Genomic DNA, 25,948 nt, shown 5'->3' with positions numbered 1-25,948 from the left:
AGTACATGGTGAGCAAGCGCTTAATCAGTGATGAGAGGTGACCGACCATGAAGCGCCGCATGTTCGAAGCGGATCACGAGGCCTTCCGGGCTTCCGTACGGGAGTTCCTGCACCGCCACGTCTACCCGCGCACCGACGAGTTCATCGAGGCGGCCGCGATCCCGCGCGACCTGTGGATCGAGGCCGGCAAGCAGGGCCTCCTGGGGCTGGAGATCCCCGAGGAGTACGGGGGCGGTGAGGCGCGCGACTACCGGTACAACACCGTGCTGGCGGAGGAACTGGCCAAGGTGAATGCGGCACTCTCCTCCTGCCTGGGCATCCACACCGACATCGTCGCCCCGTACCTGGTCGATCTGACGACCGAGTGGCAGAAGCGCCGCTGGCTGCCCGGCTTCTGCTCCGGGGAGATCGTGACGGCGATCGGGATGACCGAGCCCGGCGGCGGCTCAGATCTCGCGGCCCTGCGCACCACCGCGGTACGGGACGGTGACACCTGGGTGCTCAACGGATCGAAGACCTTCATCACCAACGGCTACTCGGCCGATCTCGTCGTGGTCGCCGCACGGACCAGTCCTGAGAAGAAGGCCCACGGCATCACCCTGTTCGGCGTGGAGACGGGGATGGAGGGGTTCACCCGGGGCCGCAAGCTCGACAAGGTGGGGCAGACCGAGTCCGACACGGCGGAGCTGTTCTTCGACAACGTCCGGATACCGCACGCCCATGTCATCGGCGAAGTCGATCGGGGCTTCGTTCACATGATGGAGAGACTGCCCCAGGAGCGCCTCGGAGGGGCCGTCGCCAACCTCGCGCACGCCGCGCAGATCCTCACGGAGACCATCGAGTACACCAAGCAGCGCAAGGCGTTCGGCCAGCCGATCGGCTCCTTCCAGTACAACAAGTTCCTGCTCGCCGAACTGGTGACGCAGATGGAGGTGGCCCAGGCGTTCGTCGACCAGGCGGTCATGGCACACAACGACGGCGAACTCACCGCCGTGGACGCGGCGAAGGCCAAGTGGTGGTCCGCACAGGTGCAGAACGACGTGCTCGACGCCTGCGTCCAACTGCACGGCGGCTACGGCTTCATGAACGAGTACCGGGTGGCCCGGGCCTGGCGCGACGCCCGGGTCACCAAGATCTGGGCCGGCTCCAACGAGATCATGAAGGAACTCATCGGCCGCGACCTCGGTCTGTGACCGCACCGCTTACAGGGCCGGTCGAAGGTGCCCGCATGACGTTCGGCCGTGCCGCAGGTCTGGCGGAGGCCGCCCGCGCGCCGGCCGCCGGGGAGGTGAGGGCCCGGGGCGCTCGTCGAGCGGACCTGGCGCGGATCCGGGCAACGCGGTCCTCCCTCAACGCCTTCCGGATCGTCCGTGCCAGACCGCGCTCGCCGAAGCGGACGCGGCCGAGCGGAAGTCGTCCGCCGGGGTGGGGCGGCCCTTGCTCGGGCCGCTGGTCGCGGTCTTCGGCATGCGGCTGGTCTTCCCCATCGTCATCGTCGCCGTCAGTGCCGAGGCCGGGCCGATCGACGCGGTCCAGCCGGCCATGGACCAGCCCAGCAGGTACGAGGACCTGGTCACCGACGCACACGCCGCGTTCGCCGCGTTCGGTGGCATGTTCCTGCTGATGATCTTTCCTCGACTTGATCTTCGAGGAGCGCGAGCACCAGTGGCTGGACCGGCTCGAGCGGCCGCTGGCCAAGCTCGGCAAGGCCGGCAAGGTCGGCATGCTGTCGGTCTGCATCGCCCTGATCGTCCTGCTGCTCACCGCCATCACCTTCGCCACCGACGCGCACACCAGCACCGGCCACGCCGACAAGTCGGCCACCGTCCTCTCCGGCGCCGCCGGCCTCATCACGTACCTCGTCGTCGGCGGTCTCTCCGGCTGTTGGGCACCGGAAGTCGACTTTGGCCCGGCGTGTCTCCCTCCCGCCGCGGACCTGTCCATGAACCGGTCGGTTGCTGAACAACCTCCTCCTTCGTGGCAGCGCGGCCACGCGCAGGCGGCGAAGCGCGCTGGGCTCCACTGAGCCCAGCACGGATTTCAGTCACCCTCTTCCCTGGTGGCTGATTCACGTGCATGCTGTGCAGACCCCGCCCGGTCACGTCGGGCGGGGGCCAGCCCCCTCCCGGCTCCACACGGGAGGGCAGGCACATGTCCGCCGTGTCGATGGGGCCCGGCGCGCGCGGTGCTGTGCCCGTTCGTGGTGGCCCGCCGAAGAACCGCCAGCGCCTGCCCCGATTGGCGGCGCGGCGAGGGATTCACGTGCTCCATGGGACGCTTCCTGTTCACCGGCTGCCTGGCGGTGCTCGCCGCCGGTCTTGCCTCAGACATCGCCGGCGGGCTCATGCACCGATGACCGCCGCCCCGCCCTCTGTCGGCCTTCGTGCCCCTGGGGGCAGTGGCCTCCCCGCTCAGCGGAACGCCCGCCCCTCACGAGGGGCGGGCGTTCGTTCGTGCTACATGGCTTCCTGCTGCCGCTCCTTCGCCTCGCGGATGTCGCGCACGCTGGCGGTGAGGGTGCCGTCCTGCTGCTCGTAGTGGGAGAGCGCCAAGCCGAGGCCGAAGAACGTGGGCGCCCATTCGCCGACGAAGATGCCCCATCGGTCGGCGCGGTCGAGGCCGGCGCCGGGTTCGACTTTGAGGGACGCGGCCCAGGTGAAGATGGAGAAGCCGATGGACATGAAGGCTGCGGTGTAGGCGTGCTCGCTGCGCAGGCCCTTCTCGTGCAGCATCTTGATCATCACGTGTCTCCCTGGGGTGTGGGGGTCAGGGCACTTTCCTCAGGGTCACCCGGCTGGCGGACAGTCGCATCTGGAGGGCACGGAACACAGATGCCGCAAGAGGGGGCCCTCGCCCTTATGCCTCCGATCAGCACCGGTCGTAGGCCGGCCCTGCTCGGGGCTGTACCGGAGGTCTCGTCCTGCCCCGCCCATCTGGCCCGGCGCGATCAGCTGCGGCCTGGTCACGATCCCGATCAAGGTCGTGAACGCGACCGAGAGCCACGACATCTCCTTTCGCCAGATCCGCCTGGAGGACGGCGGCCGGATCCGGTACCGGAAGATCTGCGAGCTGGACGGAAGCAGCTGTGGGACGACGAGATCATCAAGGGCCTGCAGGACGAGATCCGCTCCTCCGAGGAGCTCGCGCCGCCGGCTGTGGAGCTGGCCACTCGGAGGGCGACGAAGCCCTGCGCCTGATGGACGCACTGTCCGAGGACCACCTGCCCGAGTACACCGACCACTACCGGGACGCCCTCGATGAGGTCATCACGGCTCAGGCCGAGGGCAGGAAGGTCGAGCCGGCCGGGGAGGCGCCGCAGCCGGCCGGGCAGGTCGTCGGCCTCATGGCCGCCTTGAGCGCCTCGGCGAAGGCGCCAAGGAGGCCCGCGGCGAGGAGCGCGCCACCGTTCACGACAGGTTGCGCTTGGTGGAGTCACCGCTGTCTGGCACTGTTCGATTGCGGCAGCAGAACTCGCGCTTCAACCTCCGCAGGTGCCGCGCCGGCCATTGCGCCCTTCCGTGCTGTCGAGCACGGTCTGGCGGGAGCCGGATGCGATCCTGCATGCATGAACCATCTCGGCGACGCGCACCTGCGCACCTGGACACTGCGCTTTATGGCCCTCCTTGCAGCCGAGGCCCAGGATCAGGTTGCCTGGCTGGGCGAGCGTGAGTTGGAGACGGAGTCCGTCGTCGAAGAGGTGGAACTCCTCTGCCGCATCTCCGAAGGACTCGCGGGGCGAGGAGCCTTCGCATCCAAGGATCTGAGTGGTCTTCAGGCCATCCGCCGTCGTCTCGGTGAGATCGATGCCGCCTGCCGCGCCGGTCTTTGGGGCAACGCCCTGGCCACAGATCCAGCGTGGGACGAAATACGTCCTCTCGCCCGCCAGTTTCTCCTCACGACGCTTGGCGACTGGCGTCAGCCACTGCCACGCCCCGTGCCCGATCCAAGAGATGGGCAACGGCTCGCTCAACGTCGCCGGGGCCCTTCCGCTCCGGGCACCCTCGGATGACTGACGCACGAAGACGCCCTGCCGTCCGCAGACGACGGTGCGGCGCCCTACTTCGCCCGGCGCGCTCAATGTGTGTCCCACCGACAACGAGCACGGGCGCTGGTATTCACCGTTGTGGGCGTCATGACCGCTCACTTCGCGATGCGGCGACGGCGAACTCGCCCGACCCCCTGACCAGGCCGCCCGGTAGGGCCGGGCGGCTTCCGTACGGCTGCAGGACGGCGCGAGGCCGCGACCGGCCTCCCGTTCCGGTCGCCTGGTCGGTGTGAAGGTCGGTCATCGTTCAGGTCAGCAGCAGCTGCCGGCGGTGACGGAGTCGCGGGGCTCGGTGTCGGCGTTGGTCGGGCTGGAGCAACACGTGCTGCCCTGTTGCTTGCTCAGGGTGTCCGCGTCGGCCTTGACGACGTACACCTCCCACGGCTCCTGGCCGGGGCCGTGGACCCAGACCTTGTCCTGGAGGGCGTAGCAGCAGCTGGTGTCGTTCTCCTCTGCTGTCGCGAGGCCCGCCTGGCTCAGGCGGGTGGTGGCCGCGTGGACGGCCTCGGTGCTGTCGACTTCCACTCCGAGGTGGTCCAGGCTGGTGTCCTCGCCCTCCGAGCCTTCGATGAGGACGAGCTTGAGCGGGGGCTCGGCGACGGCGAAGTTGGCATAGCCGTCACGGAGCTTGGCCGGCCCGGTGCCGAAGAGCTTCGTGTAGAAGGCAACGGACGCGGCCAGGTCGGGGACGCGCAGAGCGAGCTGTATGCGGGACATGACGGTCCTCCTGCTCGGGTGGGTGGTTGAGCGGCAGCAGCCGCCGGAGGTGGCCGGGGCGCCGACGCCGGTCTGGAGGGTGGCGGGGGCCGCGCAGCAGCCACCGCCGTCGGCCTGCGCGGTCTCGGGCTCGTCAGGGCGGTAGCCATGGGCGAGCTCCTGTTTCGATGTGCGTCGATGGCTTGTGTTATCAGCGTCCCACCTGTTTCGATGAGCGTCAACATAGACATTCATCTAACTTGGAGGTCTGATGGAGTACGTCGACGTCGCGCGCTGCGCGGCGTCAGCCGGGACGTCGACTTCGTCATCCCGCCGCTCGCCGCCCATGTGCGCAAGGCCCCGGCCGCCGCCGGGCTCTGACACGTCGACCCACTCGGCGCTCGGGTGATGAGCCGCGGCGCCGCTCACCATCCCTGGCCCATTGATTCGACCTGTGTCAAAATAGATGCATGTCGAAAGTTGCGATGCTGCCCGTGGTGGAGCCCGAGTCCGTGGTGCCGTGCTGCCCACCGCTGACCGAACGCCCCATGAACGCGGAAGAGGCCGACAAGGCCGCGCGCATGTTCAAGGCGCTCGGCGACCCCGTGCGCCTGCGCTTGTTCTCGGCGGTCGCTTCCCATGAGGGCGGCGAGGCGTGCGTGTGCGACATCTCCGACGTCGGCGTATCGCAGCCGACGGTCTCCCACCACCTGAAGAAGCTCAAGGAAGCCGGACTGCTGTCCTCCGAGCGGCGCGGCACGTGGGTGTACTACCGGGTCGAGCCGTCCGTCCTTGCTGCGATGGGCCGGCTTCTGGCAACCGCATCGACCTGATCTTCCCTCCAGTGACAGCAGCTCGCGCGCGGCACGGCTGGTGCGTCGAGGGTCGTGTCTCCGGACCATGAGCAAGCTGACGCGGTCCTCGGACGGTGTGTGGTGCGACTGGCTTCGACGCGGTGAGGCTGTCCTTCGGCCGACGGGCTGCTGCGTAAAGCGGCTGGTCCCGTTTTCCGTTCAGTCGGGCTTGCCGATGGTCAGCTGGCGGTGGTGGAAGTCGAAGTGCTGGGTGGGGTAGCGGTAGATGTCCGCGAGGGACATGAAGTCTTTGAAGAACGGGTCCCACCGGACCGGGTAGCGCATTCCGCGGGCGAGGTCGGCTTCGGCTGCAAGGCTTCGCTCCAGGGAGGCAATGACCCGGTCGAACACGACGCTCATCCGCTGCGGGCTCATCACCTTGACCGCCCCGCACGGGCCGAGGTAGTTGACCAGGTCGAACGGCTGGGTCGCGGCGTCCAGCAACCGGGCGAAGCCATTGCTCAGCTGTCGGGGCAGCCGGCTGAAGGCGCGCGCGAGGACCAGCAGGACGCGGGCGATGATGTAGCCGAAGAGCATGTGCCACAGCAGCTGCCGATTGGTCCACCGGGTGCCGTTACTCGGACGCGCGAGGTCGGTCGGCGAGGCGGTGTCCAGCAGTGTGTGGAACGTCTGCCGTGCCCGCTCGTAGTCCTCACGCACGGCCTGCCGGTCCATCGCTGGATGCTGATCCATGATGCGTTCCTCCGCGCGCCGCTCTGCCGGGGATTGGATGATGCCCGGTCCGGCGGTGCAGAACCGGTTCTGGCTGCCTGCTCGTGAGGGACAGCGGTCGGTGACCGGCGGTGCCTGCCGGCGGGCGGTGTAGGGCCGGCGGCCGGCGTCAGCAGCATCCAGGCGGTGAGGTAGGTGAATGCTGCCGTCGCAGAAACAGTGGTCCACAAGATGCCCGAAATCGCGGAAGCGGCCAGATTGCCTGGTGACTGCACGGTGGCGAGCAGGCCGAATGCCGGGCCCCGCAGGTCCCTGGGTCGGCGTGCAGGGGGCGATCGAACCCGCGAGTGTCACCGCCTCGTCTACGTCGATCAGTCCGCAAGAAAGGCCGCGACCTCGCGTGCCGCGTCCCGTGCCGGCCTGCCGACGCCGATCAGGGTGGCGGAGGCGGGCCCGGTCCAGTCGCCGTACCCGACCAGGTGCAGGCGGGGCTCGGCCACGGCGCGTGTGCCGTTGGTGGCAATGCGGCCGCGCGGCCCCCTCAGCCCCAGCGGGGCGAGGTGGGCGAGGGCGGGCCGGAAGCCGGTACACCAGATGACGGCGTCCGCCTCGGCCGTGGTGCCATCGGCCCACTTCACGCCCATCGTGGTCAGCTGGGTGAACATCGGCTTCGCCTGCAGCAGGCCGGCGTCGCGGGCTTTGCGTACGGGCGGTACGGCGACGATGTCGCCCAGCGAGGCGACGCCTCCGGTGTCTGTGCGGCCCTCGTCGAGGGCCCGGCGGCGGGCGGTGGCGACGTCGAAGAGGACACGGCCGTCGATGTCGTCGGTGAGATACCGGGGCGGGGGCTGGGTGACCCAGGTCAGGTCGATGCCGGCCAGGGCGAGGTCGGCGGCGATCTGCGCGCCGGAGTTCCCGCCGCCGACCACGACCACCCTTCCGCTACGGCTTCGCCCTGGGGGGATCCCCAGCCCGGCGAAGTCCTGCGGCCGCCGGTAGGCCACCGTGTGCAGCTGGCGGCCGGTGAAGAGGTCCCGGCCGGGGACGGCGGGAAGGAAGGGCCGCGACCAGGTGCCGGTTGCGCTCACGACCGCCCGCGCCGACCAGTCACCCACGTCGGTCTCCACGCGGAGCCGGCCGCCGTCGCGGTGCACGGCTTGGGCCTGGACGCTGCGGTGGACGGGCAGTTCGTAGCGCTTCTCGTAGTCGGCGAGGTAGTCGACGACGTGCTGCGCGTCGGGGTACGTCTCGCCTGGCTGTGCGGGCATGATCCGTCCCGGCAGGGACGAGTACGCCGCCGGGGAGAACAGGTGCAGCGAGTCCCACGTGTGCTGCCAGGCGCCGCCGGGCGCGGACTCGGCGTCGAGGACGACGAAGTCCACGCCGAGGCGGCGCAGGTGGTAGCCGGCGGCGAGCCCCGCTTGGCCGCCGCCGACCACCACCGCATCGGCGCGCTGCGTCATGCCGCGGGCGTCCCCGGGGCCGTCTTGCTGCGCATGAAGACGACCGCGACGAGGGCCAGGCCCACGGCCGCGCCGACCAGCTGCATCGCGATGAACGCCGGGACGGAGGCGGGGGCGATGCCCGCGAAGGTGTCGGTGAAGGCGCGGCCGATCGTGACCGCGGGGTTCGCGAAGGAGGTGGAGGAGGTGAACCAGTAGGCCGCGCCGATGTACGAGGCGACCGCGACCGGCGCGAAGCGGAGCCGGTCGGTACGGGCCAGGCCGAAGATCAGCAGGATCAGGCCTGCGGTGGCCACCACCTCGCCGAGGAGCAGGTTCCCCGCCGACCGGTCGTGCGCGGACCACTTCACCAGCGGCTCGCCGAACATCGCGTCCGCCACGACCGCGCCCGCGATCGCGCCGACGACCTGCGAAGGCACGTACACCGCGAGCTCGCGCGCGTTCACGCCCGCGCCGCCGCGGCGGGCGGTCCACCACTCGGCCAGGGTGACAGCGGGATTGAAGTGCGCTCCGGAGACCGGGCCGAGCAGGGCGATCAGGACGCCGAGCCCGAAGACCGTGGCGGTGGAGTTGGCGAGCAGCTGCAGCGCGACATCGTCGGTCAGCTGGGTCGCCTGGATGCCCGAGCCGACGACGACCGCCACCAGGGCGGCGGTTCCGACGAGTTCGGCGGCGGCACGGGCGACCAGCGGCGTACGGGGCGGGGTGGCGCCGGGCGCGGGCTGCGGCGAGGCGTCGGCGGCTATGACGTCACTCGCGGCGGGCTCGGTGGAGGGCAAGACGGGGTCTCCTCGGGCAGGTGAGGCGAGAGGCTACGGGCAGGCTCTCTTGGTGTCGGCGGTGGCGCGGGCCGTGGCGGCCAAGTCGGAGAACTGGCCCGCGAGCGATTCGATGACCTCAGGGCGCAGCCGGTAGTAGATGTACCGTCCGCACGGCTCGGTCTCCACGACCCCGGCCTCGCGCAGCACCTTCAGGTGGTTGGAGAGGTTCGTCTGCTTCGCTCCGGTCTCCTCGACCAGGTGCGTGGTGCAGAGCGTCTCCCGTGCGAGCAGGGTCACGATCCGGAGCCTGAGAGGGTCGGCCAGAACCCGGATCAGATCAGTGTCGACTGACGTCATCATGGGCTGATACTCTCACATCACCCGGAGCTGACACCAGCCTGGGCTGACCTCTTTGAAGCCAGGGGGTTCTCTCCATGACCGCGTCCCCGCACCCGGTCCTCCCCGACGAGCGCCTCGCGGCCGGCGTCGCCCGCCTCGCCGTGCGCCACCACGGCCGGTACTCCGTGGAGACGGTACAACGGCTCATGGTCGACTCCTACGAGCGGCTCGCGGACGCAGCGCAGGTGCGCACGCACCTGGTCGTGCTGGCCGAACGGTTCACCACCGAACGCCTCGACGCACTGGCCCACGTCGAGAGCCCGACCGGCGGCGGACGGCCGCGGGTGCTCTTCGTGTGCAGTCACAACGCCGGCCGCTCGCAGATGGCGGCTGCCCTGCTGGCTCACCGGGCCGGGGCGGCCGTGATCGTTTCCTCCGCCGGCACCCACCCCTCCGGCGCCGTCGACCCCCACGTGGTCCAGGCGCTCACCGAGGCGGGCATCGCACTGGACGAGGCCTACCCCAAGCCGCTGACCGACGAGGTCGTCCAGGCCGCCGACGTCGTGATCACCATGGGCTGCGGCGACGCCTGCCCCGTGGTGCCTGGCCACCGCTACCTGGACTGGCCCGTCGCCGACCCCGACGACGCCCCGATCGCCGTTGTGCGCTCCATTCGCGAGGACATCGACGCCCGGATCACCGACCTGCTGGACTCCCTGTCGCCCAGCACCTGAAGTTTCCCGTCCCCGCCCACACTCATCCCCGCCATGAAAGAAGACCGATGACCACCGCTCCGCTCGCCTCCGTGCTCTTCGTCTGCGTCCACAACGCCGGCCGCTCCCAGATGGCCGCCGGATTCCTCAACCACCTGGCCGGCGACCGGATCGAGGTCCGCTCCGCCGGCTCCATCCCGGGCGACCAGGTCAACCCGGCCGCGGTCGAGGCGATGAAGGAGGTCGGCGTCGACATCTCCGCTGCCACACCGAAGATCCTCACCACCGAGGCCGTCCAGGCGTCCGACTACGTCATCACCATGGGCTGCGGCGACGCCTGCCCGATCTTCCCCGGCAAGAAGTACCTCGACTGGGCCCTCGAAGACCCGGCCGGCAAGGGCGTCGAGTCCGTCCGCCCCATCCGCGACGAGATCAAGACCCGCATCGAGGCACTGATCGCCGAGATCGACTCGCAGCAGGAGGCGTGAGCCCGGTGACCGACCCGACCGCCGCCACCGGCGACGACGTGCGCAACGTCATCGTCATGGGCTCCGGCCCCGCCGGATACACCGCAGCCCTCTACGCCGCCCGCGCCCAGCTCGAGCCGCTGCTGTTCGGCAGCTCCGTCTTCGTCGGCGGCTCGCTCACCACCACGACCGAGGTCGAGAACTTCCCCGGCTTCCCCGACGGCATCGACGGACCGGTCCTCATGGAGAACATGCGGGCCCAAGCCGAGAAGTTCGGCGCCGAAATGATCGACGACGACATCACCGCCGTCGACCTCACCGGCGACATCAAACTGCTGACCGACTCCGCCGGAACCGTCCACCGCGCCAAGACGGTGATCGTCGCCACCGGCTCCGGCTACCGCAAGCTCGGCCTGCCCCGCGAGGACGAGCTGTCCGGCCGCGGCGTCTCGTGGTGTGCGACCTGCGACGGGTTCTTCTTCCGTGACCGCGACATCGTCGTGGTCGGCGGTGGTGACACTGCCATGGAGGAAGCCACCTTCCTCACCCGCTTCGCCCGCTCGGTCACAGTCGTCCACCGCCGCTCCACCCTGCGGGCCTCGAAGGTCATGCAGAACAGGGCGTTCGCCGACGACAAGATCTCCTTCGCCTTCGACAGCGAGATCGCCGAGATCAAGGAGACGCAAGGGATGCTCTCCGGCGTCGTCCTCCGCAACGTCCTGACCGGCGCCACCCGCGAACTCGACGTCACGGGGCTGTTCATCGCGATCGGCCACGACCCGCGCACCGAACTGTTCACCGGCCAGCTTGATCTCGACGACGAGGGTTACATCCAGGTCGCATCCCCCTCCACCCGGACGAACATCCCGGGCGTCTTCGCCGCGGGCGACGTCGTCGACCACACCTACCGCCAGGCCATCACCGCTGCCGGCACGGGCGCCGCAGCAGCGCTCGATGCCGAGCGTTACCTCGCCGCGCTCACCGACACCGCTCCCGAGGCCCAGACGGCAGCCCTTCTGACCTGAACGACTTCTCCGACAGGGGTGGTTCGGCACCTGGGTGCCGAACCACCCTTGATCCGTACGGCGAGCGCAGTGGTCGGCGGGTGTGACGACGACGATCGTCTCCTCGCACGGACCGTCGGCGCATGTCTTCAGCGCGTCCGACTGCTGCACCCAGCCGCCCGCATCACCCGCGGAGGTCGCCGCTCCACCTGCGGATCGCCGCCAGGTGGCCCTGGCGACATGAGCTGGCGAACGCCCTGCCTGGCGGCACTGCCGAGGCCGGCCACCTGGCCAACGGCGCTGCCTCTGCCCACCCACGACCCGAGGAACCCGGAGCAGCTGCAGCGGCTGCGGGACGCCCGAGGAAAGCGTCCTGCAGCCCTACCCCAGCCAGCCGCGTCACCCAGCTGTCCGGACAGCACACCTAGAGGGCCACGGCCACCGTCACGTCCCCGACGGTCGTGGTTGTTCCGGTGGTACCGAGCTCTCGGCGACCGCCATCCACTGGTCCAGGTCGGCCTGGGTGAACTCTGCCCACGGGGGGATCTCGGGGAGCCGGCGGAGGAGATCGTATGCCTCGGAGATCTTGGGGCCGCGGAGGACCGGGGAATGGCAGCCGACGATGACCTCGGCGTTCAGGCGTTGGAAGTCGTCCACGACCGTCCGGAACTTCTGGGTGTCCAGCAACGCGACCCAGGGCGAGACCAGGCGTCCGCCGAAGAATTGGCCGTCGCGGAATTCGTCCGCGGAAAGCGCCGCTATGTCCGGCATCGGGGTGGGTACGTTCGTGGCGAAGGTGTCCACGGCCCACAGGACGTTGGTATTCGGGTCGAAGAGGGCGCGGGTTGTGGGGTTGTCGTACAGGGGCGGTCGTTTGGCGACCAGGGTGCGGTCGCCCGCGTCGATCGTGTCGCCGTCGGTCATGAAGCGGCACCGGTTGAGGGGGGTCTCCCACTCCTCGGCCATGCGGCCGATGGAGAACCATGTCGTCAGCAGGGTCGCGTTCGGGCATTCGGCGAGGACCGCCAGGAGGTTGCCGGCGTGGTCGCGGTCGTCGTGGGTGAGGAAGATCCACCGTACGTCCAGGGGATCCACGACGGACCAGGCTGCCTCCAGCCACTGGGAGCGCACTGCGGGCGCCCCGGTGTCCACAAGGACCGGCTCTGCTCCCCGGATCACCATCGAGTTCATCGGGAAGTGGCCGACCGGCGGGGCCTCGAGGGCCCACGGGATGACGAACGTCTCCTCGGCGATCTTGTACGGCTGCAGAAGATTGAACGTTTCCATGGTTGTCATCGCTGCTCTCCCTAGAACGGAGTCGCGCAGCATCCATGAATCCAGTGCAGCCCCGTGGCGGGCCATCGTCAAACGCAGAACGTTCATGAGTCCTCGTTGGTGTGCCGACGGGGACCCTGTGTTTGCGAGGTGCGGCCCTTTTTCGGCGCTGGGGCAGGGTGACGGCCCGGTTGTCGCGTCGGGTGGGCGCCGGGTTCCACTTTCCCGGTGCGGTGGTGCGGATCGTTGGGGCGGTCGGTGGGGCGGGTCAGCCGGGGCTCGGCAAGGCGTTGAGCCGGTCGATTGCCCGGGTGATCTCGTCGGTCCAGGGCCATCGGGTCGTGAAGCGGAGCCGGTGGCGACGGCCGGTGGTGACGAGCTGGGCGGCGGCGGAGAACGGCCGCAGGCGGAGCTTCTTGGGTTCCCAGCGGCGGGTCTTGCCGGTCAGGGCGAGCATCGGCATCCAGGCGAGGAGGTCGAGTGCCAGGGAGACGTTCTCCAGCCAGATCCGGTTCTGTGCAGTGTCGTGCAGGGGCAGGTTGCGCAAGCCGGTGTCGCGGGCGCCTCGGATGCGGTCCTCGCAGCGGGCCCGCCTGCGGTGACGCAGTTCGAGATCGGCGAGTTGGCCTCCCTTCGTGTTGGTCGCGAAGCAAGTCAGCCGCAGCCCGTCGACGTCGGTAAAGCGCAACTGGGCGCCGGGATACGGCCGTTCCTCGCGGACGATCAGCCGCATACCCTTCGACCACGTGCTCAGGCTGCCCCAACGCCACGGCTGCGGCTCGGTGCGGATCACCACCGAGACCAACGACGGTTGGACAACAGCGGCCCGGTCTCCACGATCGTGGAGACCGGGCCTGGGCAGGTGACCGCCTCAGAACTGCAAGAGCTGCGGCACCTTTCCTTCCATCAGACAGCGGTTGGCGAAGGTCTCCTCATAGGAGAGGCGGCGGCCCTCCCACACGCCGTCGACCGTGACGGTCACCGGGTCGTAGATCTGCGGACACAGGCGCTCGTTGCTGTCCTCGATGAGCAGAGCCGGCCGGCCGTCGACGCTGCGCAGCTCGGCACAGGCGGCACGTGCGTCGGGGTGGTCCCCGCCGGGTGCCGGACTGCACTGCAGCGTCACCGCCCGCTGCATCGTCGCTGCGGCCGCGTTCTCTCCCTTCCCGACGGCCAGCACCATCGCCGAGGGAGCGTACAAGCTGCTCGGTCGTGCCGACTCGGCGTGGGCCGGACCCGCAAGGAGGACGGTCGAGCACGCCACCAGCCCTGCGGCTGCCGTGGCCTTTCCTACGAGGTGTCGCATGGAGCACTCCTTTGCTCGAAGGCGTCTGCCGATACGAGCAGCGTTGCGTACGCATGAGTCAAAAGCACACCGCAGGCCGCTATTTCGGACGCGCGCTGTGGGCATGCCCTGTCTGATTCGCGCATCGTTGCAGCTCACCAGCACAGCCAGCTCCTTCGATCCACGGGGCCACAACTGCACCACCTGCCTGACGCCTTGCCGCCCTGTTCTTCCTACCAGCAGCGCAAGGGGCACATGCTCGTGCACCGGCTGACTCACCTCGGCCGAAAAGTCCCCCTTCGCCTCTGCCGGCCGCTGCCCCCGACGGCCGTGCGAGGCTCAGGTGCGGAAAGCCGCTCCGACCGTTGACGCTACGAGCGGCTCGGGTCTCCTCACCACAGCGGCCATGATCCGCGGAGGTCAGGGGCTGGTGCTTCATCTTCCCTCGCTGCGCGCCAGCCGTTGGGTGCATGTCCCCTCGGACCACGCACAGTTCTGCATCTACGACGGCGCCGGCTGGACGGTCCGGACGATCAGCGCGTCGGTATCGGCTACCAGGCCGGCGGCGCGCGTCGAGGCTGTCGAGTTGGCTGTCGAGGAGGTCGTCCCGCTCCAGGGCCCTGCCCGGTCGGCGGTGTTCAAGGCCACCCGGCCGGATGCCTCGGCAGCTGGGCCGCCCGGCAGCTCACCCGCTGGACTGCCCTCGAGTCCGGCCGGCACCAGCTCCTCAAGACCCTCGGCGTCACCCCGGCCGCCACGAGCCTGGTCCCGCGCGCCACGACCCGCACCTTCCCCCAGGCCGTCCAGCTCCTCGAGCTCTTCCTCCACCGCGAACGCCGTGCCCCTCGGCCCGCGAGTCGATCACTGTCGACGGCGCACGGTCGAGATCTGCCCATGGTTCGCCAAGGCCCGCACCAAGCACCGCGCCGGGCAGCTCGAGCCAGAGCACGAACGCCTCGTCGCCGCCCTCTTCAACGTCCACTGGACCAGCGAGGATCCCGCCCCCGCCTTCGTCTGACTCTCGGCCGCGCGGATCATCAATGCCGGGCGGGCGGCTGCTCTCAGCCCTGGGCTTCGATCCCGGCATCGGCGACGGCGATGGCGATGCCGAACGCCGTGGCGATGTTGCCCGCTGCCGTCATGACGCGGGCGGTGCCCACGATGGGTGCGATGGCGACCAGGACGTCCTGCAGTTGTTCGGCGGTCAGGCCGCTCCTGATCGCGGGGTCGATATGGGCCGCGTAGGAGATGGGCGGGGCGTCCGAGGCGGCGAGTGCCGCGATGCGCGTGAGTATGAGCATGTCCGGAGCCAGCCCGCATCGCTCGATCGAGTCGACCGTCATGGCGGCGAGGGTGTCCAGGACAGGGGTGTCGGATGCAGTGGACATAGCGTATGCCCTCCTGGTGAGTCTCGAGCCCGAGGGGTGTGAGGCGGAAAGAACCGAGTTCCGCAAATGCGGGGCCTCCCCTCAACCGTAGAACCCATCCGCGCCTCCCGCATGGCGCGCGCATGGTTCGCCGCGCCATGCGGGAGGCGCGGAGCGCGGGGAAGGCCGGGGCCTGATGGAGGCCCCAGTCATCCGGGTTGACGGTGCCCGTATGCCGAGCCGACAGGTCCCGCCCGTTCCGGCGCCGGCGGCGCGGCTTCGTGGCGCAGCGCGTGCGCCGACGACTTGCAGATGACCGTAAGGGATGTCGTCCACAGGCGCCCAAAGCCGGCTGCCGTGATCGGTCAATTGCATGCAAGCACCACGACATCACGCCGACTTGCGCGAACTGTTCATCGACAACCGCCCATCGAGCCCCCCGACGTGCGCAGCGAACCCGAGAGGACGAGATTGGAGGTAACCCCCCGGCCGAACGGGAACGGGCGGTCGTGCGGGGCCGTTCAACACGAAGGAGCCGGCGATGGCCTGTCAGGTGAGGCTGGATCCATCCGATCACGACGTGGTCGTCGCCCTTGCGGGTGCCGCTTTGTTCCAGGCGCCACCCGGGCCAGGATCGTCGGCGGCCGGCCTGGCCATGCTCGCGAACTCCCTTCGGATTCCCTACGCGCGGTTCCGGGCCGTCGTCCTGACCGCGATCAACGGCTCCGTGATCTGGGCACTGTGCACCGCTCCCAGTCCGTTTGAGCGATGAGGCAGGGGACGACCTGGCAGGGCGGCCCGACACCCAGACCGTGTGCGGATCGGAGACACCATGAAGGACCTCAAGTACGAGCAGAAGCGCTCCGTGTCACGCCTCGAGGCGGCTGACCAGCTCACGGCACTCGCAGCCGCGCTGAGGGAAGGCGGGGACGCCGAACTGGAACTCAGCCCCGGAACGCTGAGCCTGCGGATCCCCGACGACCTTCGCAGCGAGATAGAGGTCGAGATCGGTGGTGGGGAGATCGAGCTGGAGATCGAGTTCAAGTGGCCGACCGCCCCGACCCGGACAGCGCCATCGCGGACGGCCGCAGGCACGGAGGAGGCCACAACGCGCAAGGATGTGCCCGCAAAGCCAGGGCGTAGCGGTACGAGCACCAGCAGGACCAAAGGCACCAAGCGGTCCGTCACGAAAAAGCCCTGAGTCACGCCAGGCCCCGCGGGCTGACCAACACGCCCTGTTCGGCGCGCAACCGAATACGGCCGATCACCGCGACCGACGACTGCCGAGGTGACCGAGCCCGCGATCCGCTGATGCGTCACGCCGGTTGTGGGGCGAAGGGATGCAACTCGTCGGCTCCGGCATGTACGACGCCGTAGCTGCTCTCGGGCACCTCGTTCCAGGCACCCGGCAGATCACCGAGGGGCTCGGACACGATGAGGCGGGTCTCGTCGGACACTTCCTGCAGGAACGCCATGTCGGGGTGCAGCTCTCTCAGTGTGTCCACGCGGGTGCTGTAGAACAACGACCGGGAAGCGCCCGCGCTCGAGTAGCGGAATGCCCATACGCATTCGCCGTCGGTCACGGCGATCGTCATCTGGAGCGGGAACTCCGCACCGTGGTCGCGGCCGCTGCGCTCCACCACTCCCACCATCCGGGCCACGGCGCCCGGCGGATCCTCGTCCAGGCCGAAGGTGACCGCCAGGTAGAACATCATCTCCGAGTCCGTCGTTCCTTCGATGTCGGAGTACAGCCCGGGATCGACGAGCAGGGACAGCTCGCGGCGTATGAGAGGGAAACCTGCGATGGCACCGTTGTGCATCCACATCCAACGGCCGTGCCGGAACGGGTGGCAATTCGTCTGCTGCACCGCCGTGCCGGTCGACGCCCGTATGTGGGCGAAGAACAACGGGGAGCGGACATGATCCGCGATCTCCCTCAGATTGCGGTTGTTCCAGGCGGGGCCGATGTCCTTGAGCAGGGCCGGGGTGCCGATGCTTTCCTGCGCGTACCATCCGACGCCGAAACCGTCGCCGTTCGTCGTCTCGACCCCCAGTCTCGAGTGGAGGCTCTGATCGATCAGCGAGTGGGCCGGTTTGTAGAGGATGGTGTCGAGCAGCAGGGGTGTTCCCGAGTAAGCGAGCCATCGGCACATGAGCGATCACCTGTGTTCCTACCTGGCACCCGCGGGAAATACCTTGATGTCCCGCTGGCGGATTTCCGGAGCCTTCAACCAGTCCGCCGGTCACCTGGCTGCTGCACCCCACTGCCCCGTCGGCTCGGCTTCCAGCGCGCTGTGGACGGACTGCCGCATCCCCAGCGCTGAAGGCGACGCCGTGTCCGCTGATCGGATGGCCCCTATCCGGCTCATCCCATTTTCGCCTCCCCCGCCGCGCATCGCCATGCGGGCACGGATCGAACGGCCATCGCTCCGAGTTCGGGGCGATGGCCCGGCCCTTGATCCGGCCCAGCTGCACAACAGCTCCCCGTCCGGCCTCGGCGCCCGGCCGAAAGCACTGGCGTGGCCCCCGGCAAGGGCCGACCCGCACAAAACCGCACCAGCGTCATGCGGAGACAACTCACGGGGGTTCGTGCGACGGAGAAGGAGTGGTCCTCGAACCCAGGCCCCGGGGGAGGAACACCGCGGCGGCGAGGCCGACGAGACCGAGGACCGCCAGCGTGATCATCGCGGCACCGTAGGCATGGGCGGTGAGGCCGGCGACGAGGATGGTACCGGCGACCGCGGTGCCCAGTGAGGAGCCAAGGTTGGAGACGCTGCGTGACAGCCCGGAGATCTCGCCCTGCTGCTCGTCAGGGAAGCTCGCCTGCACCACGTTGACCGATGGGGTCAGACTCAGGCCGAGGCCCAGGCCGATCAGCAGCAGTCCGGGCGCGAAGGCCCAGGCACTCGGAGAGCCGCTCGCCATGGCCAGCAGGACGCCGACTCCGGCGATCGCCACGACGAAGCCCGTCACGATGAGGGCGCGCTGCGCCCACCGCCTCGCCAGACGTTCGGCGGCCAGTGACGACACGAGCAGGCCCAGCGTGGCGGCCGTGAAGATCACGCCGGTCTGGATCGCGTCGTATCCGCGGACGACCTGGAGATAGGTCGCGACGACGAACGACGTCCCCATCAGCAGGAGCCACTGGATGTTCTGCGTGACGAGACCGAGATTGGAGGTGCGGTTGCGGAACAGGATCGTCGACAGGAGTGGCTCTTCGCCGGCCCGCTCCTTGGCCCGTACCGACCGGAAGAACCACAGCAGCACGAGTCCACCGAGGGCGATCAGGCCGATCATCAGCCAGACGTTGTTGTCGGCTGCCAGGATTCCCGTGACGACGAGGATGAGACCGACGGCTGAAAGGATCGCTCCGGCCGTGTCGAAGCGGCGCGCGGGATCCGGTGGCAGAGGATCCTTGATCCGGCGGCTCAGGATGATGATCAATGCGATCACCAGGGCCTGGAACACGAAGGCCGCCCGCCAACTGATGGCGGAGGTGATGAGCCCCCCGATCAGCGGCCCCGCGGCGGCGCCGATGCCTCCCAGCGCCATGACGGCCCCGAACGCGCGGGCACGTGAGGTCACTTCCGTGAACAGGAGCGTCGTGAGGATGTACACGGGCGGAATGAGCAGCGCCGTGCCGACACCTTCAAGGATCGAGTTGCCGAGGATGAGGACGCCCAGGCCCGGGGCGGCCGCGCTCAGCAAGGCACCGACGCCGTACACGGCGAGACCGGCCAGGAAGCACCGCCTGCGGCCGTAGCGGTCGGTCAGCTTGCCGCCGGGGATCATCAGCGCGGCCATGACCAGGAGAAAGATCGTGATCGCGAGCTGCACTCCCTGCACGCTCGTGTCCAGGTCCTCGCTGATGTCGTTGATCATCACGTTCATGTTCGAACCGGCGAAGCTGCAGATGAACTGGGCCAGGGCGAGTGGGGCCAACACGCCGCGCATCGCACCGGGCGGGCGTCCCGAGGCATCCGCTTCAGCCACCGGCGCTGCTCCCTTCCGCCTCGTCGAGGGCGATAACCGCGGCGATCAACGCGTAGGTGCGTGAACGTACGGCGCGGTCGATCGTCTGCTCGGACGACACCAGCGCGGCAGTCTGAAGGTCGCCGACCATCCTTTGATCGGCGATAGGCGGGTAGGCGTTCATGGAAGGCTCCCTCGCCCGATCGGGCGCGGCTCGTTCAGCGTCTTGCCGGCCCGTGTTCCAGTCCCGTCCGCGACAGCCCATGGGTGCCTGGGCTGCCCGCCGGTTCCGGGCTGCCACTGTGGTTCCCCTTGTCTCAAGCCTGCGCCGCGGTCGAGCTCACCGCACTCCGAGCAGGGACGCCGTTCGAGACGCGTCGGGCAGCACTCCGATCAGGGACAGGCCGTCAGCGGCACCGGCTCCTCGACTTCCAGCTCCGGCGGGGACAGGGCCACGACTCGCCGCTCCAGCAACACCTCGGCATCCCGCAGCCCGCCCAGCGCCTGTTTCACCTCCCCGCAGCCCGGAAGGACGAGGACGACAGCGTGCCCCGGAGTCCCTGTGCTGACTGAGCATGCGGCCAGTACCCCACAACACAGGGCGCGGTGACAACGTGAGCTGCGGGCACTCGTGCATGCTGAACTGATGACACGTCATGAACCGGAATCGGCGGAAGCAGCTTCGCGGAACTATGCCGGGGCGGTCTATGGCTCGCTCCTTGCGGCCTCCGTTATCGCCACAGCAGGAACGCTGGGCTCCTTCCCCCGGCTTCAGCTTGTGATCATGCTGCTCACCACAGGTTTGGTGTTCTGGATGACGCACGTCTACGCCCGGCTCGTCGGCGAGCGAGTGGCCCGCCACGCGCCGTCGTGGAAACGGATCCGCCATGAAGCACGCGTGGAGTCGCCGATCGCTGAAGCCGCACTCCCGCCGGCCGCCGCCGTGGCTCTGAGTCCCCTTCTGGGGCTCAGCCCTGGCGGCACCGCTTGGCTGGGGCTTGCCGTCGCCATTGCCGAACAGGTCGTATGGTCCACGGCAGCCGTTGTAAAAGCCGGCGCTCCTCGCCGCCTGGTCGCCGCCAATGGTGCCGTCAACCTCCTTCTGGGGCTCGCCCTCGTGGCCGCCAAGGCTGCAGTCCCTCACTGAACCCCGGGGCGGCTCCCCATCGTTTTCTCCCTGCCGCCCACCGGCGCCTCAAAGGCCCCTAGGCGACGTACACTCCGCAGGCCCGACGCGGTTCCGAGACACGTGCGGCTCATGGCCCACCTCGCTGTCACCGGGTCGGCCCTACTGCCCCACGAGAACCGGCATATCGTCAGCCGCCGCGGACGGCTCGGCACTCTCACTCCATCGGCCTCGCGGTCCATTCAGCGCACAGTAACTGCGTCCTCTCTTGCTCGAGTGGCTGAGCGAAGACCCCGGCGTGGCCGTGCGCATCGAGGGAAAGGCGCGGCCTGCCTGGACGCTGTCGTGCACAGGACAGGTACTCACGGGGCCTCAGGGCAACGTGACGGAGCGCGCACCATCGGTCGGGATCAGGGCGTCCAGCGCCTGGTCGAGGACGGTGAGCAGGTGCTCGCACTCCTGTGGGGCGTACAGCATGCGCAGTGCCAGACCGTCGGACAGTGCGATGACGGCGTCGGCGATGGCGACCGCGTGGGCCTGGTGTCCGGCCGACTCCAGCCAGGCGGCGAGCGCCTGGCGGACCTCCTGGTCGACCTGTCGCCGGATCGCGGCGAGGCGCGGATGGTGTGCCGCGTGGACCGCGAAGGCGAGTTGCACGGTGGCCTCTGCGCGTCGCTCGGCGTCCACGGGGAGCGTGGTCATGATCAGTTCGAGCAGCGCCTGACGCAGGGACGGTGCGGTGTTCACGTCGGCCATCCTGCGCTCGATGCGTTCGCCGGCCAGCTCGGCGGCGAAGACGAGCATCTCGTCCTTGGTGCGGAAGTACTTCTGCACGGCGCCGGGAGAGCGGCCTGCGGCGGCGGCCACGGTGCGCACGCTGACCTCCTCGAGGCCGCGTTCGGCGACGAGTTGGAGCAGGGCCGCACCGATCTGCCGGCGCTGCTCCTCCCTGTCGACGGTCCTGGGCATGGATCACGCTCCCACCTATAGAATACGGTCGTATTCTATAGGTGGCTCAGGCGCCTTGCGCCGAAGGGGGAGAGTGATGGATGACCGATACGAAAGCGCCCTGCCTGCCGTGCGGGTCTCGGACCGTGATCGCGACGACGTGCTAGCCGTGCTGGCAGCGGCGCTGGCCGAGGGACGAATCGACCCGCACGAGCATGAGACCCGTTCTCAACGCGCCCTGCGGGCGCGTACCGCCGATGAACTTGCCGTGCTCACGTCCGATCTGCCCGCACCCGTGCCGACGAGGGCGGAGCAGGACCTCAAGGACCTCAAGGAGTGGCTGGCCGAGTGGCGCTACTGGCTCGGCGGCGCAGTGATCATGTCCGGGATCTGGGGCGCCAGCTGCGCACAGAAGGGAGACCTGACGTCCTTCTGGCCACTGACCCCGCTCGGCGTGTGGGCGGCCGTTCTGATCGCCATCGCCATCTGGCCGCGTGATGCAGACAGCACCCGTGAATAGGACGGTCCGCACGAATCTCGCCGGTGGAGGCGCCAGCGCTGCCGCACGGTCTGTGATGAACGGGGTGATGCACTCCACCTTCCCCACGCTGATGGTGAAGGAGCCGGCCGCTCGGGCGGGCCTGCGCCGAGCCTCTCTTGCGTGGGCGCCGCCCACAGGCCGACCTGCGAGCCGTACGAGCGGGTCCCGATCTGCGGTATGGCGGTGGGTGACCGCTCCAGATACGCACGCCTGGGGGCGTTGCTTCGCTGAGGTGCCCGCTCTTCCTCGGATCAAGGATCGGCTGGCCTGGCTGCTGACCGTGCGAGTGTCCTGCCAGTAGCCCCCGGGCAAGGTCGCGTACTGCTCCGCGTCATGACGGGGAGAAACCATCTCAGCCAACGGGCGCGCCAGGGATGGGCGTCGGTCCGCTCAACGTCGCCAGGGACTTCTACTCCTGAGCCCCTCGTGACGGCCACGCGGTGGCCGCGGTCGAGGCATCAGCCCCGGCATGACCGAGACTTCCTTCTGGCAAGACGACAGCGCCACGCGGACTACGAGAGTCCCCGATCCCGTTCCTCAGCCCCGCGGACTGACAGCAGTGGGACAGGGCAGGACCGCAATCACCATCTTCCCAGCGGAGCGGATTTGGACCCGCACGTCGACCGACAGCTCCTGTACCAGATGCCGGCCGAAGCCGCCCGACCTGCTGGCGTCCAACGGCAGAGGCCGCGGGGTCGGGCTGACTGCCACGGTCACTGTCCCCGGCCCTCATCCGCGCTGCGAGGTGGTTTCCGCGTGGGTCGGTGCCTGTTGCCTGGTGGTTCGGACCCGGGCCTCCGTCACGGCCCGATGGAGGAGCCGGGACAGGCGCTGGTCGGCGTCGGGGGCGGTGAGCAGGACGCGGAGGGCGTGTTCGAGGTGGTGGTGGCCGGGGCCGTGCCACCACAGCATGTCGGCGATGCGGGCCGGTGTCGTCCTGGTACGGGCTCGGGCGAGCCGGTGGGCCCGGGCGTGGCAGGCCGCGCTGCGGCACTTCAGGCGCCGAGAGTCGGGCCGCACGCGGCGGGCGGCGTCCACGACCGTGCCCACCAGCAGCGGACCGTAGGCGCGGTCGGCGGGGTGCGCGTTGGCGAGATCGGCGGCCAGCGGCCACAGGGTGTGGCGGGTGGCGTCGTCGACGGCATCGTTGACCGCACGGGCGAGCGCGGCGAGTACCGGATGGGTGCCGGTCGGTCGGTCGGTGAAGCAGCCGGTGGCCAGCAGGGAGGCCGCCTCCATAAGGCAGGCGCCGTCGTCGGGGTGCAGATGGGTGAAGCGGCCTGGCACGGGGAGGCCGTCGGGGAGTCCGGCGCGTGCTGGCCTGCCTGACTTGGGAGTGGGTGTGGTGGGCATCGGGGGCCTCCGCTGAGGTCACAGGCCAGTGATGGCGTCCAGGATCAGGTAGAGGGCGGCGGCGGGCAGCCCGGCTCCGGGGAAGGTGAGGATCCACGCGGTGCCGATGGAACGGGCCACCTGCCAGCGCACGGCCTTGATGCGCCGGGTCGCGCCGGCGCCCAGGATGGCCGCGGTGATCGTCTGGGTGGTGGAGATCGGGGCCTTGAAGACGAACGCGGTGGTGTAGAGGACGGCCGTGGCAGCGGTCTCGGCGGCGAAGCCGCGCGGTGGGTCGAGGTGGACGATGCGCCGGCCGAGGGTGGTGATGATGCGGCGCCCTCCGCTGTAGGTGCCGGCGGCCATCGCCGCGGCCACGGCCGCGATCACCCAAAGGGGTACGGAGAAGTCGTCCTGCCATCCCGCCGTGACCATCGCGAGGACGATGACGCCCATGGTCTTCTGTGCGTCCTGCAGCCCGTGTCCGAGGCCCATAGCGGCGGCTGACACGGTCTGCGCAATACGGAAGCGGCGGGTCACGGGGCGCGGGGCAGAGCGGCGGAACGCCCACAGGATGATCGTGTGCAGTGTGTAGCCGAGGGCCACGCCGACCAGCGGGGACAGCAGCATGGGCAGCAGGACCTTGTCCACAATGCCGGTCCAGTGCACGGTGGCGGAGGCGGCGAGGGCGGCACCGACCAGTCCGCCGATCAGGGCGTGGGACGACGAGGTCGGCAGCCCCCGCCACCAGGTGAAGATGTTCCAGCCGATCGCGCCGATGAGCGCGCACATCACCAGCAGCAGGCCCGACAGTTCCTCAGGTGCACCGATGATGCCGCTGCCGACGGTCTTGGCGACCTCGGTGCCCAGGAAGGCGCCGAGGAAGTTCATCACGGCGGCCATGGCCAGGGCGATGCGGGGCGTGAGGGCCCGGGTGGAGATGGAGGTGGCAATCGCGTTCGCGGCGTCGTGGAAGCCGTTGGTGAAGTCGAACGTCAGCCCCACGATGATGATCAGCACCACCAGAGTGAGCTCCATGGCCGGATCACCTTTCGCCACGTACACGGTCCTGGACGGCCACAGGCGCCTGGCCCTGTCTCCATCCTGCCGCGAAACCCCCGCAGGAGCCCGGCACGGACACGCGACACGCACACGGCCGATGAACGTCGCTCTGCACTGACTAGGTGGGACGCTGCCGGTTCTCCTCCTCGACCTTCCCACCGTCATCACGGCCGCCGCCGACGGCGGCAACGCGCGCCGTGCGCGGACTGACGGCGCCGGCGACGAGGACGGTGGCGATGAGGATGCGCAGCCATTCGCGGTCGGGAGCGGGCTGAACGCCCTCGAACTGGTCCTGGTTGAGCAGCGCTCACACTCTGAAGAGCTCCGGCCGGACGTCCTGCGCCCGGGACGGCTGCCGGGGCTCGGAGAGCAGCGCGCCCGGCTGTCCCGCATCGGCGCCGCCGAGCAGCCCCTGTTCCTGGCACAGAGTTCGCCGTCGGCCGCACCGGTACACCCGCCCGCTTAGCTGCCGCCCGCTTCAGGCGGTCTTCTCTCCCGAAGGGTTGGTGGAAGTCCACCCCTGCTGATGGAGTCGTTCGAATCCGTCCAGGAGGAGGTCCAGCGCGAACTCGAACTCGAACTGATCATCACAGCCTTGGCCCACGACGGATTCCTCGTCGTGGGTGACTGCCATGGCCAGCTCCGTCACGTAGGGGAACTTTCCGGCGTCCGCAGGGACCACGACCGCCTGCGCCTCCGGGTCGAGGCTCGGTGAGGCGTCGAACAGCTCCTGGGTGAACCCCAGCATCCGGCTGCCCAGGGCGTGCATCACATGGTGCGTCAGGTCGACGGAGAAGCCGCCGGTCCGGAACATTCCGATCACCGAATCCATGTACGCGAGCACGGTCGGCGTCGGGCGGGCTCGCGATTGCACCACTTGCGCCGCCCAGGAGTGGGCCAGGAGAGCTCGTCGCGCCGAGAGGATCCTCTGTCGGACCGCGCTCTTCCAGTCGGACCCCGGCGCCGGAGGGTCGATCTCGCCGACGACGACATCGACCATGCCGTCCAGGAGCTGGTCTTTGTTGGCGACGTGCTTGTAGAGGGCCATCGGCACCACACCCAGCTCCTGCGCGAGCTTTCGCATGCTGAGCGCTTCGATCCCGATTTCATCGGCAAGCGCGACGGCGGCGCGCAGCACTCGGTCCCTGCTCAGAGGCGCCCGGCGCACTGCCTCCGTCTGCTGGGCCATTTCCGATCAGCTCCCTGATTGATCCGTCGTGAACCGGATTCCCACCTTGACGAGTGTACGGCGTACACCTACCCTGGGCCACCGGTGTACGCCGTACACCATTCATGGGGTGGAGGGTCCAGGTGGACTCAACAAGAAAGACCGCTGTTGTCGCGGGTGTGTTCTTCCTTCTCACCGAGGTCTCGGCGATCGGGGGGCTCGCGCTGTACGGCCCCGCTCTGGACGGCGCCCAGTACGTCGTCGGCTCCGGCGCCGACACTCGGGTGTTGTTGGGGGCGCTGTTCGAGATCGTCCTCGTGACAGCCGTCATCGGCACCGGGGTCACACTGTTTCCGATCATCAAGAGGCAGAACGAGGGTGCCGCGCTGGGCTATGTCTGCGCTCGCCTTCTTGAAGCCGCCGTCATCGTCGTCGGCATCATCAGCGTCCTGTCGGTCGTGACGCTGAGGAGAGACTTCGCGCAAACGCCGGGCGCCGATACCGGGTCTCTCGTCACGGCCGGCGAAACGCTCGTAGCGATCCATGACTGGACGTTCCTTGTCGGGCCCAACTTCATCCTGGCGGCGAACTCGCTGGTTCTGGCGTGGTTGATGTACCGCTCGGGGCTCGTGCCACGGTTCATCGCCGTCCTGGGACTTGTAGGAGGCTCGTTGATCGGCGCTTCGGCGACCGCTGTGATGTTCGGGCTCTACGAGCAGGTCTCCCTGGTGGGGTCCGTCATGGCGATCCCCGTATTCACCTGGGAAGTGACACTTGCCGTCCGGCTCATCACCAAAGGATTCAATCCAGCGCCCCTCACATCTGGTGCCGAGTAAGACGCAGAACGAAGAAGTCTGG

General features: G+C 69.0%; 32 protein-coding genes and 2 pseudogenes. 14 read left to right on the top strand and 20 right to left on the bottom strand.

The features are described from left to right. Positions 1-47: 47 nt before the first annotated feature. Together HW130_RS25310 and HW130_RS25305 are read left to right on the top strand one after the other, a co-directional pair. The gene (locus HW130_RS25310; RefSeq protein ID WP_177152000.1) at positions 48-1,193 is read left to right on the top strand and encodes an acyl-CoA dehydrogenase family protein; all 1,146 of its coding nucleotides are present in this window, start codon (positions 48-50) and stop codon (positions 1,191-1,193) included. Between the two features lie 247 nt (positions 1,194-1,440). Beyond that, positions 1,441-1,882: pseudogene (locus HW130_RS25305) on the top strand (DUF475 domain-containing protein); the annotation flags it as partial. Positions 1,883-2,456: 574 nt separating this feature from the next. On the opposite strand, the gene HW130_RS25300 reads toward HW130_RS25305, so the two are convergent. Continuing rightward, a complete protein-coding gene (locus HW130_RS25300) occupies positions 2,457-2,741 on the bottom strand; it encodes a hypothetical protein (protein WP_177151999.1) in 285 nt (94 codons plus the stop codon). A 16-nt stretch (positions 2,742-2,757) separates the two neighbouring features. Between HW130_RS25300 and HW130_RS37065 the strand changes: the two genes are divergently transcribed. Further along, positions 2,758-3,261, top strand: a complete 504-nt coding sequence (locus tag HW130_RS37065) for a Ku protein (RefSeq protein ID WP_375256585.1) — start codon at positions 2,758-2,760, stop codon at positions 3,259-3,261. A gap of 12 nt (positions 3,262-3,273) precedes the next feature. Here HW130_RS37065 and HW130_RS37060 read toward each other — a convergent pair whose 3' ends face one another. The 3 genes from HW130_RS37060 to HW130_RS25290 form a co-directional block, all read right to left on the bottom strand. Then, positions 3,274-3,411 carry a hypothetical protein gene (locus tag HW130_RS37060; protein WP_375256584.1) on the bottom strand — a complete coding sequence of 46 codons (138 nt, stop codon included), beginning with the start codon at positions 3,409-3,411 and terminating at the stop codon, positions 3,274-3,276. A 67-nt stretch (positions 3,412-3,478) separates the two neighbouring features. Further along, on the bottom strand, positions 3,479-3,970 hold the full coding sequence (locus HW130_RS37055) for a hypothetical protein (RefSeq protein ID WP_375256583.1): 492 nt from the start codon (positions 3,968-3,970) through the stop codon (positions 3,479-3,481). Between the two features lie 327 nt (positions 3,971-4,297). Further along, a complete protein-coding gene (locus HW130_RS25290) occupies positions 4,298-4,762 on the bottom strand; it encodes an ArsI/CadI family heavy metal resistance metalloenzyme (RefSeq protein WP_177151997.1) in 465 nt (154 codons plus the stop codon). A 210-nt stretch (positions 4,763-4,972) separates the two neighbouring features. On the opposite strand from HW130_RS25290, the gene HW130_RS25285 reads away from it, so the two are divergent. Further along, the gene (locus tag HW130_RS25285) at positions 4,973-5,122 is read left to right on the top strand and encodes a hypothetical protein (RefSeq protein WP_177151996.1); all 150 of its coding nucleotides are present in this window, start codon (positions 4,973-4,975) and stop codon (positions 5,120-5,122) included. Between the two features lie 89 nt (positions 5,123-5,211). Further along, positions 5,212-5,574, top strand: a complete 363-nt coding sequence (locus tag HW130_RS25280; RefSeq protein WP_177151995.1) for a helix-turn-helix transcriptional regulator — start codon at positions 5,212-5,214, stop codon at positions 5,572-5,574. A 180-nt stretch (positions 5,575-5,754) separates the two neighbouring features. Here HW130_RS25280 and HW130_RS25275 read toward each other — a convergent pair whose 3' ends face one another. The 4 genes from HW130_RS25275 to HW130_RS25260 all read right to left on the bottom strand — a co-directional run bounded on the left by HW130_RS25275 (position 5,755) and on the right by HW130_RS25260 (position 8,851). Next, complete coding sequence (locus tag HW130_RS25275) at positions 5,755-6,288, bottom strand: DinB family protein (protein WP_177151994.1); 534 nt, start codon at positions 6,286-6,288, stop codon at positions 5,755-5,757. 350 nt (positions 6,289-6,638) lie between these two features. Continuing rightward, positions 6,639-7,730: an ArsO family NAD(P)H-dependent flavin-containing monooxygenase gene (locus HW130_RS25270; RefSeq protein WP_177151993.1), complete on the bottom strand. Its 1,092-nt coding sequence runs from the start codon at positions 7,728-7,730 to the stop codon at positions 6,639-6,641. After that, on the bottom strand, positions 7,727-8,509 hold the full coding sequence (locus tag HW130_RS25265; protein WP_177151992.1) for an MIP/aquaporin family protein: 783 nt from the start codon (positions 8,507-8,509) through the stop codon (positions 7,727-7,729). Before HW130_RS25265 ends, HW130_RS25270 begins: the two co-directional genes overlap by 4 nt. Positions 8,510-8,542: 33 nt before the next feature. After that, positions 8,543-8,851, bottom strand: a complete 309-nt coding sequence (locus HW130_RS25260) for a helix-turn-helix transcriptional regulator (protein WP_177151991.1) — start codon at positions 8,849-8,851, stop codon at positions 8,543-8,545. A 74-nt stretch (positions 8,852-8,925) separates the two neighbouring features. Here HW130_RS25260 and HW130_RS25255 point away from each other — a divergent pair, with 74 nt between their 5' ends. Genes HW130_RS25255 through trxB form a run of 3 tightly spaced genes read left to right on the top strand, consistent with a single transcriptional unit; the run spans position 8,926 to position 11,035 of the window. Beyond that, positions 8,926-9,564: an arsenate reductase ArsC gene (locus HW130_RS25255; RefSeq protein ID WP_177151990.1), complete on the top strand. Its 639-nt coding sequence runs from the start codon at positions 8,926-8,928 to the stop codon at positions 9,562-9,564. A 47-nt stretch (positions 9,565-9,611) separates the two neighbouring features. Next, entirely contained in the window at positions 9,612-10,031 is a 420-nt protein-coding gene (locus HW130_RS25250) for an arsenate reductase ArsC (protein WP_177151989.1), read from the top strand. 56 nt (positions 10,032-10,087) lie between these two features. Beyond that, a complete protein-coding gene (trxB, locus tag HW130_RS25245; RefSeq protein WP_177152056.1) occupies positions 10,088-11,035 on the top strand; it encodes a thioredoxin-disulfide reductase in 948 nt (315 codons plus the stop codon). A 423-nt stretch (positions 11,036-11,458) separates the two neighbouring features. Here trxB and HW130_RS25240 read toward each other — a convergent pair whose 3' ends face one another. The 4 genes and pseudogenes from HW130_RS25240 to HW130_RS25225 all read right to left on the bottom strand — a co-directional run bounded on the left by HW130_RS25240 (position 11,459) and on the right by HW130_RS25225 (position 14,402). Next, positions 11,459-12,310: an MBL fold metallo-hydrolase gene (locus tag HW130_RS25240; protein ID WP_256356326.1), complete on the bottom strand. Its 852-nt coding sequence runs from the start codon at positions 12,308-12,310 to the stop codon at positions 11,459-11,461. Between the two features lie 247 nt (positions 12,311-12,557). Next, positions 12,558-13,043 (bottom strand): annotated as a pseudogene (locus tag HW130_RS25235) (transposase); the annotation flags it as partial. Positions 13,044-13,160: 117 nt separating this feature from the next. Then, positions 13,161-13,595 (bottom strand): subtilase-type protease inhibitor, encoded by a 435-nt coding sequence (locus HW130_RS25230; protein ID WP_177151988.1) that lies wholly within the window; start codon positions 13,593-13,595, stop codon positions 13,161-13,163. Positions 13,596-14,075: 480 nt separating this feature from the next. After that, positions 14,076-14,402, bottom strand: a complete 327-nt coding sequence (locus HW130_RS25225) for a hypothetical protein (RefSeq protein ID WP_177151987.1) — start codon at positions 14,400-14,402, stop codon at positions 14,076-14,078. A 10-nt stretch (positions 14,403-14,412) separates the two neighbouring features. Here HW130_RS25225 and HW130_RS25220 point away from each other — a divergent pair, with 10 nt between their 5' ends. Next, positions 14,413-14,592, top strand: coding sequence for a hypothetical protein (locus HW130_RS25220; RefSeq protein ID WP_177151986.1), 180 nt, complete (start codon positions 14,413-14,415; stop codon positions 14,590-14,592). A gap of 43 nt (positions 14,593-14,635) precedes the next feature. Here the strand turns inward: HW130_RS25220 and HW130_RS25215 are convergent, their stop codons facing one another. Continuing rightward, on the bottom strand, positions 14,636-14,962 hold the full coding sequence (locus HW130_RS25215; RefSeq protein WP_177151985.1) for a carboxymuconolactone decarboxylase family protein: 327 nt from the start codon (positions 14,960-14,962) through the stop codon (positions 14,636-14,638). Between the two features lie 520 nt (positions 14,963-15,482). Here HW130_RS25215 and HW130_RS25210 point away from each other — a divergent pair. Further along, positions 15,483-15,713, top strand: coding sequence for a hypothetical protein (locus HW130_RS25210; protein ID WP_177151984.1), 231 nt, complete (start codon positions 15,483-15,485; stop codon positions 15,711-15,713). A gap of 60 nt (positions 15,714-15,773) precedes the next feature. Next, on the top strand, positions 15,774-16,142 hold the full coding sequence (locus tag HW130_RS25205) for an amphi-Trp domain-containing protein (RefSeq protein WP_177151983.1): 369 nt from the start codon (positions 15,774-15,776) through the stop codon (positions 16,140-16,142). Positions 16,143-16,257: 115 nt separating this feature from the next. Here the strand turns inward: HW130_RS25205 and HW130_RS25200 are convergent, their stop codons facing one another. From HW130_RS25200 to HW130_RS25190, 3 genes are all read right to left on the bottom strand, one after another. Beyond that, a complete protein-coding gene (locus HW130_RS25200; RefSeq protein WP_177151982.1) occupies positions 16,258-17,094 on the bottom strand; it encodes a class II glutamine amidotransferase in 837 nt (278 codons plus the stop codon). A 424-nt stretch (positions 17,095-17,518) separates the two neighbouring features. Continuing rightward, positions 17,519-18,895, bottom strand: a complete 1,377-nt coding sequence (locus tag HW130_RS25195; protein ID WP_177152054.1) for an MFS transporter — start codon at positions 18,893-18,895, stop codon at positions 17,519-17,521. Between the two features lie 31 nt (positions 18,896-18,926). Further along, the gene (locus HW130_RS25190) at positions 18,927-19,097 is read right to left on the bottom strand and encodes a hypothetical protein (protein ID WP_177151981.1); all 171 of its coding nucleotides are present in this window, start codon (positions 19,095-19,097) and stop codon (positions 18,927-18,929) included. A gap of 447 nt (positions 19,098-19,544) precedes the next feature. Here HW130_RS25190 and HW130_RS25185 point away from each other — a divergent pair, with 447 nt between their 5' ends. Next, complete coding sequence (locus tag HW130_RS25185) at positions 19,545-20,060, top strand: hypothetical protein (protein ID WP_309140568.1); 516 nt, start codon at positions 19,545-19,547, stop codon at positions 20,058-20,060. 351 nt (positions 20,061-20,411) lie between these two features. Here the strand turns inward: HW130_RS25185 and HW130_RS25180 are convergent, their stop codons facing one another. Then, positions 20,412-21,008, bottom strand: a complete 597-nt coding sequence (locus tag HW130_RS25180; protein ID WP_177151980.1) for a TetR/AcrR family transcriptional regulator — start codon at positions 21,006-21,008, stop codon at positions 20,412-20,414. Between the two features lie 76 nt (positions 21,009-21,084). Here HW130_RS25180 and HW130_RS25175 point away from each other — a divergent pair, with 76 nt between their 5' ends. Continuing rightward, positions 21,085-21,507 carry a DUF1707 domain-containing protein gene (locus HW130_RS25175; RefSeq protein ID WP_177151979.1) on the top strand — a complete coding sequence of 141 codons (423 nt, stop codon included), beginning with the start codon at positions 21,085-21,087 and terminating at the stop codon, positions 21,505-21,507. A 750-nt stretch (positions 21,508-22,257) separates the two neighbouring features. Here HW130_RS25175 and HW130_RS25170 read toward each other — a convergent pair. The 3 genes from HW130_RS25170 to HW130_RS25160 form a co-directional block, all read right to left on the bottom strand. Then, positions 22,258-22,881, bottom strand: coding sequence for a hypothetical protein (locus tag HW130_RS25170; protein WP_177151978.1), 624 nt, complete (start codon positions 22,879-22,881; stop codon positions 22,258-22,260). 18 nt (positions 22,882-22,899) lie between these two features. Beyond that, positions 22,900-23,898 carry an inorganic phosphate transporter gene (locus HW130_RS25165; RefSeq protein ID WP_177151977.1) on the bottom strand — a complete coding sequence of 333 codons (999 nt, stop codon included), beginning with the start codon at positions 23,896-23,898 and terminating at the stop codon, positions 22,900-22,902. A 502-nt stretch (positions 23,899-24,400) separates the two neighbouring features. Beyond that, positions 24,401-25,111 carry a TetR/AcrR family transcriptional regulator C-terminal domain-containing protein gene (locus HW130_RS25160; RefSeq protein ID WP_177151976.1) on the bottom strand — a complete coding sequence of 237 codons (711 nt, stop codon included), beginning with the start codon at positions 25,109-25,111 and terminating at the stop codon, positions 24,401-24,403. A 158-nt stretch (positions 25,112-25,269) separates the two neighbouring features. On the opposite strand from HW130_RS25160, the gene HW130_RS25155 reads away from it, so the two are divergent. Further along, positions 25,270-25,926: a DUF4386 domain-containing protein gene (locus HW130_RS25155; protein ID WP_309140567.1), complete on the top strand. Its 657-nt coding sequence runs from the start codon at positions 25,270-25,272 to the stop codon at positions 25,924-25,926. The last annotated feature ends 22 nt before the right edge of the window (positions 25,927-25,948 follow it).

Origin of the sequence: Streptomyces sp. PKU-EA00015 (genome assembly GCF_013387495.1) — a bacterium.
Classification (GTDB): domain Bacteria; phylum Actinomycetota; class Actinomycetes; order Streptomycetales; family Streptomycetaceae; genus Streptomyces.
This window is presented reverse-complemented; position numbering and strand designations above follow the sequence as displayed.

Excerpts from the sequence above, each read along its gene's own strand:
- HW130_RS25310 (WP_177152000.1), top strand. The coding sequence starts at position 48 with ATGAAGCGCCGCATGTTCGAAGCGGATCACGAGGCCTTCCGGGCTTCC.
- HW130_RS25300 (WP_177151999.1), bottom strand. The coding sequence starts at position 2,741 with ATGATCAAGATGCTGCACGAGAAGGGCCTGCGCAGCGAGCACGCCTAC.
- HW130_RS25290 (WP_177151997.1), bottom strand. The coding sequence starts at position 4,762 with ATGTCCCGCATACAGCTCGCTCTGCGCGTCCCCGACCTGGCCGCGTCC.
- HW130_RS25285 (WP_177151996.1), top strand. The coding sequence starts at position 4,973 with ATGAGCGTCAACATAGACATTCATCTAACTTGGAGGTCTGATGGAGTA.
- HW130_RS25280 (WP_177151995.1), top strand. The coding sequence starts at position 5,212 with ATGTCGAAAGTTGCGATGCTGCCCGTGGTGGAGCCCGAGTCCGTGGTG.
- HW130_RS25275 (WP_177151994.1), bottom strand. The coding sequence starts at position 6,288 with ATGGATCAGCATCCAGCGATGGACCGGCAGGCCGTGCGTGAGGACTAC.
- HW130_RS25270 (WP_177151993.1), bottom strand. The coding sequence starts at position 7,730 with ATGACGCAGCGCGCCGATGCGGTGGTGGTCGGCGGCGGCCAAGCGGGG.
- HW130_RS25260 (WP_177151991.1), bottom strand. The coding sequence starts at position 8,851 with ATGATGACGTCAGTCGACACTGATCTGATCCGGGTTCTGGCCGACCCT.
- HW130_RS25255 (WP_177151990.1), top strand. The coding sequence starts at position 8,926 with ATGACCGCGTCCCCGCACCCGGTCCTCCCCGACGAGCGCCTCGCGGCC.
- HW130_RS25250 (WP_177151989.1), top strand. The coding sequence starts at position 9,612 with ATGACCACCGCTCCGCTCGCCTCCGTGCTCTTCGTCTGCGTCCACAAC.
- trxB (WP_177152056.1), top strand. The coding sequence starts at position 10,088 with ATGGGCTCCGGCCCCGCCGGATACACCGCAGCCCTCTACGCCGCCCGC.
- HW130_RS25240 (WP_256356326.1), bottom strand. The coding sequence starts at position 12,310 with ATGACAACCATGGAAACGTTCAATCTTCTGCAGCCGTACAAGATCGCC.
- HW130_RS25230 (WP_177151988.1), bottom strand. The coding sequence starts at position 13,595 with ATGCGACACCTCGTAGGAAAGGCCACGGCAGCCGCAGGGCTGGTGGCG.
- HW130_RS25215 (WP_177151985.1), bottom strand. The coding sequence starts at position 14,962 with ATGTCCACTGCATCCGACACCCCTGTCCTGGACACCCTCGCCGCCATG.
- HW130_RS25210 (WP_177151984.1), top strand. The coding sequence starts at position 15,483 with ATGGCCTGTCAGGTGAGGCTGGATCCATCCGATCACGACGTGGTCGTC.
- HW130_RS25205 (WP_177151983.1), top strand. The coding sequence starts at position 15,774 with ATGAAGGACCTCAAGTACGAGCAGAAGCGCTCCGTGTCACGCCTCGAG.
- HW130_RS25200 (WP_177151982.1), bottom strand. The coding sequence starts at position 17,094 with ATGTGCCGATGGCTCGCTTACTCGGGAACACCCCTGCTGCTCGACACC.
- HW130_RS25195 (WP_177152054.1), bottom strand. The coding sequence starts at position 18,895 with ATGCGCGGCGTGTTGGCCCCACTCGCCCTGGCCCAGTTCATCTGCAGC.
- HW130_RS25190 (WP_177151981.1), bottom strand. The coding sequence starts at position 19,097 with ATGAACGCCTACCCGCCTATCGCCGATCAAAGGATGGTCGGCGACCTT.
- HW130_RS25180 (WP_177151980.1), bottom strand. The coding sequence starts at position 21,008 with ATGCCCAGGACCGTCGACAGGGAGGAGCAGCGCCGGCAGATCGGTGCG.
- HW130_RS25175 (WP_177151979.1), top strand. The coding sequence starts at position 21,085 with ATGGATGACCGATACGAAAGCGCCCTGCCTGCCGTGCGGGTCTCGGAC.
- HW130_RS25170 (WP_177151978.1), bottom strand. The coding sequence starts at position 22,881 with ATGCCCACCACACCCACTCCCAAGTCAGGCAGGCCAGCACGCGCCGGA.
- HW130_RS25165 (WP_177151977.1), bottom strand. The coding sequence starts at position 23,898 with ATGGAGCTCACTCTGGTGGTGCTGATCATCATCGTGGGGCTGACGTTC.
- HW130_RS25160 (WP_177151976.1), bottom strand. The coding sequence starts at position 25,111 with ATGGCCCAGCAGACGGAGGCAGTGCGCCGGGCGCCTCTGAGCAGGGAC.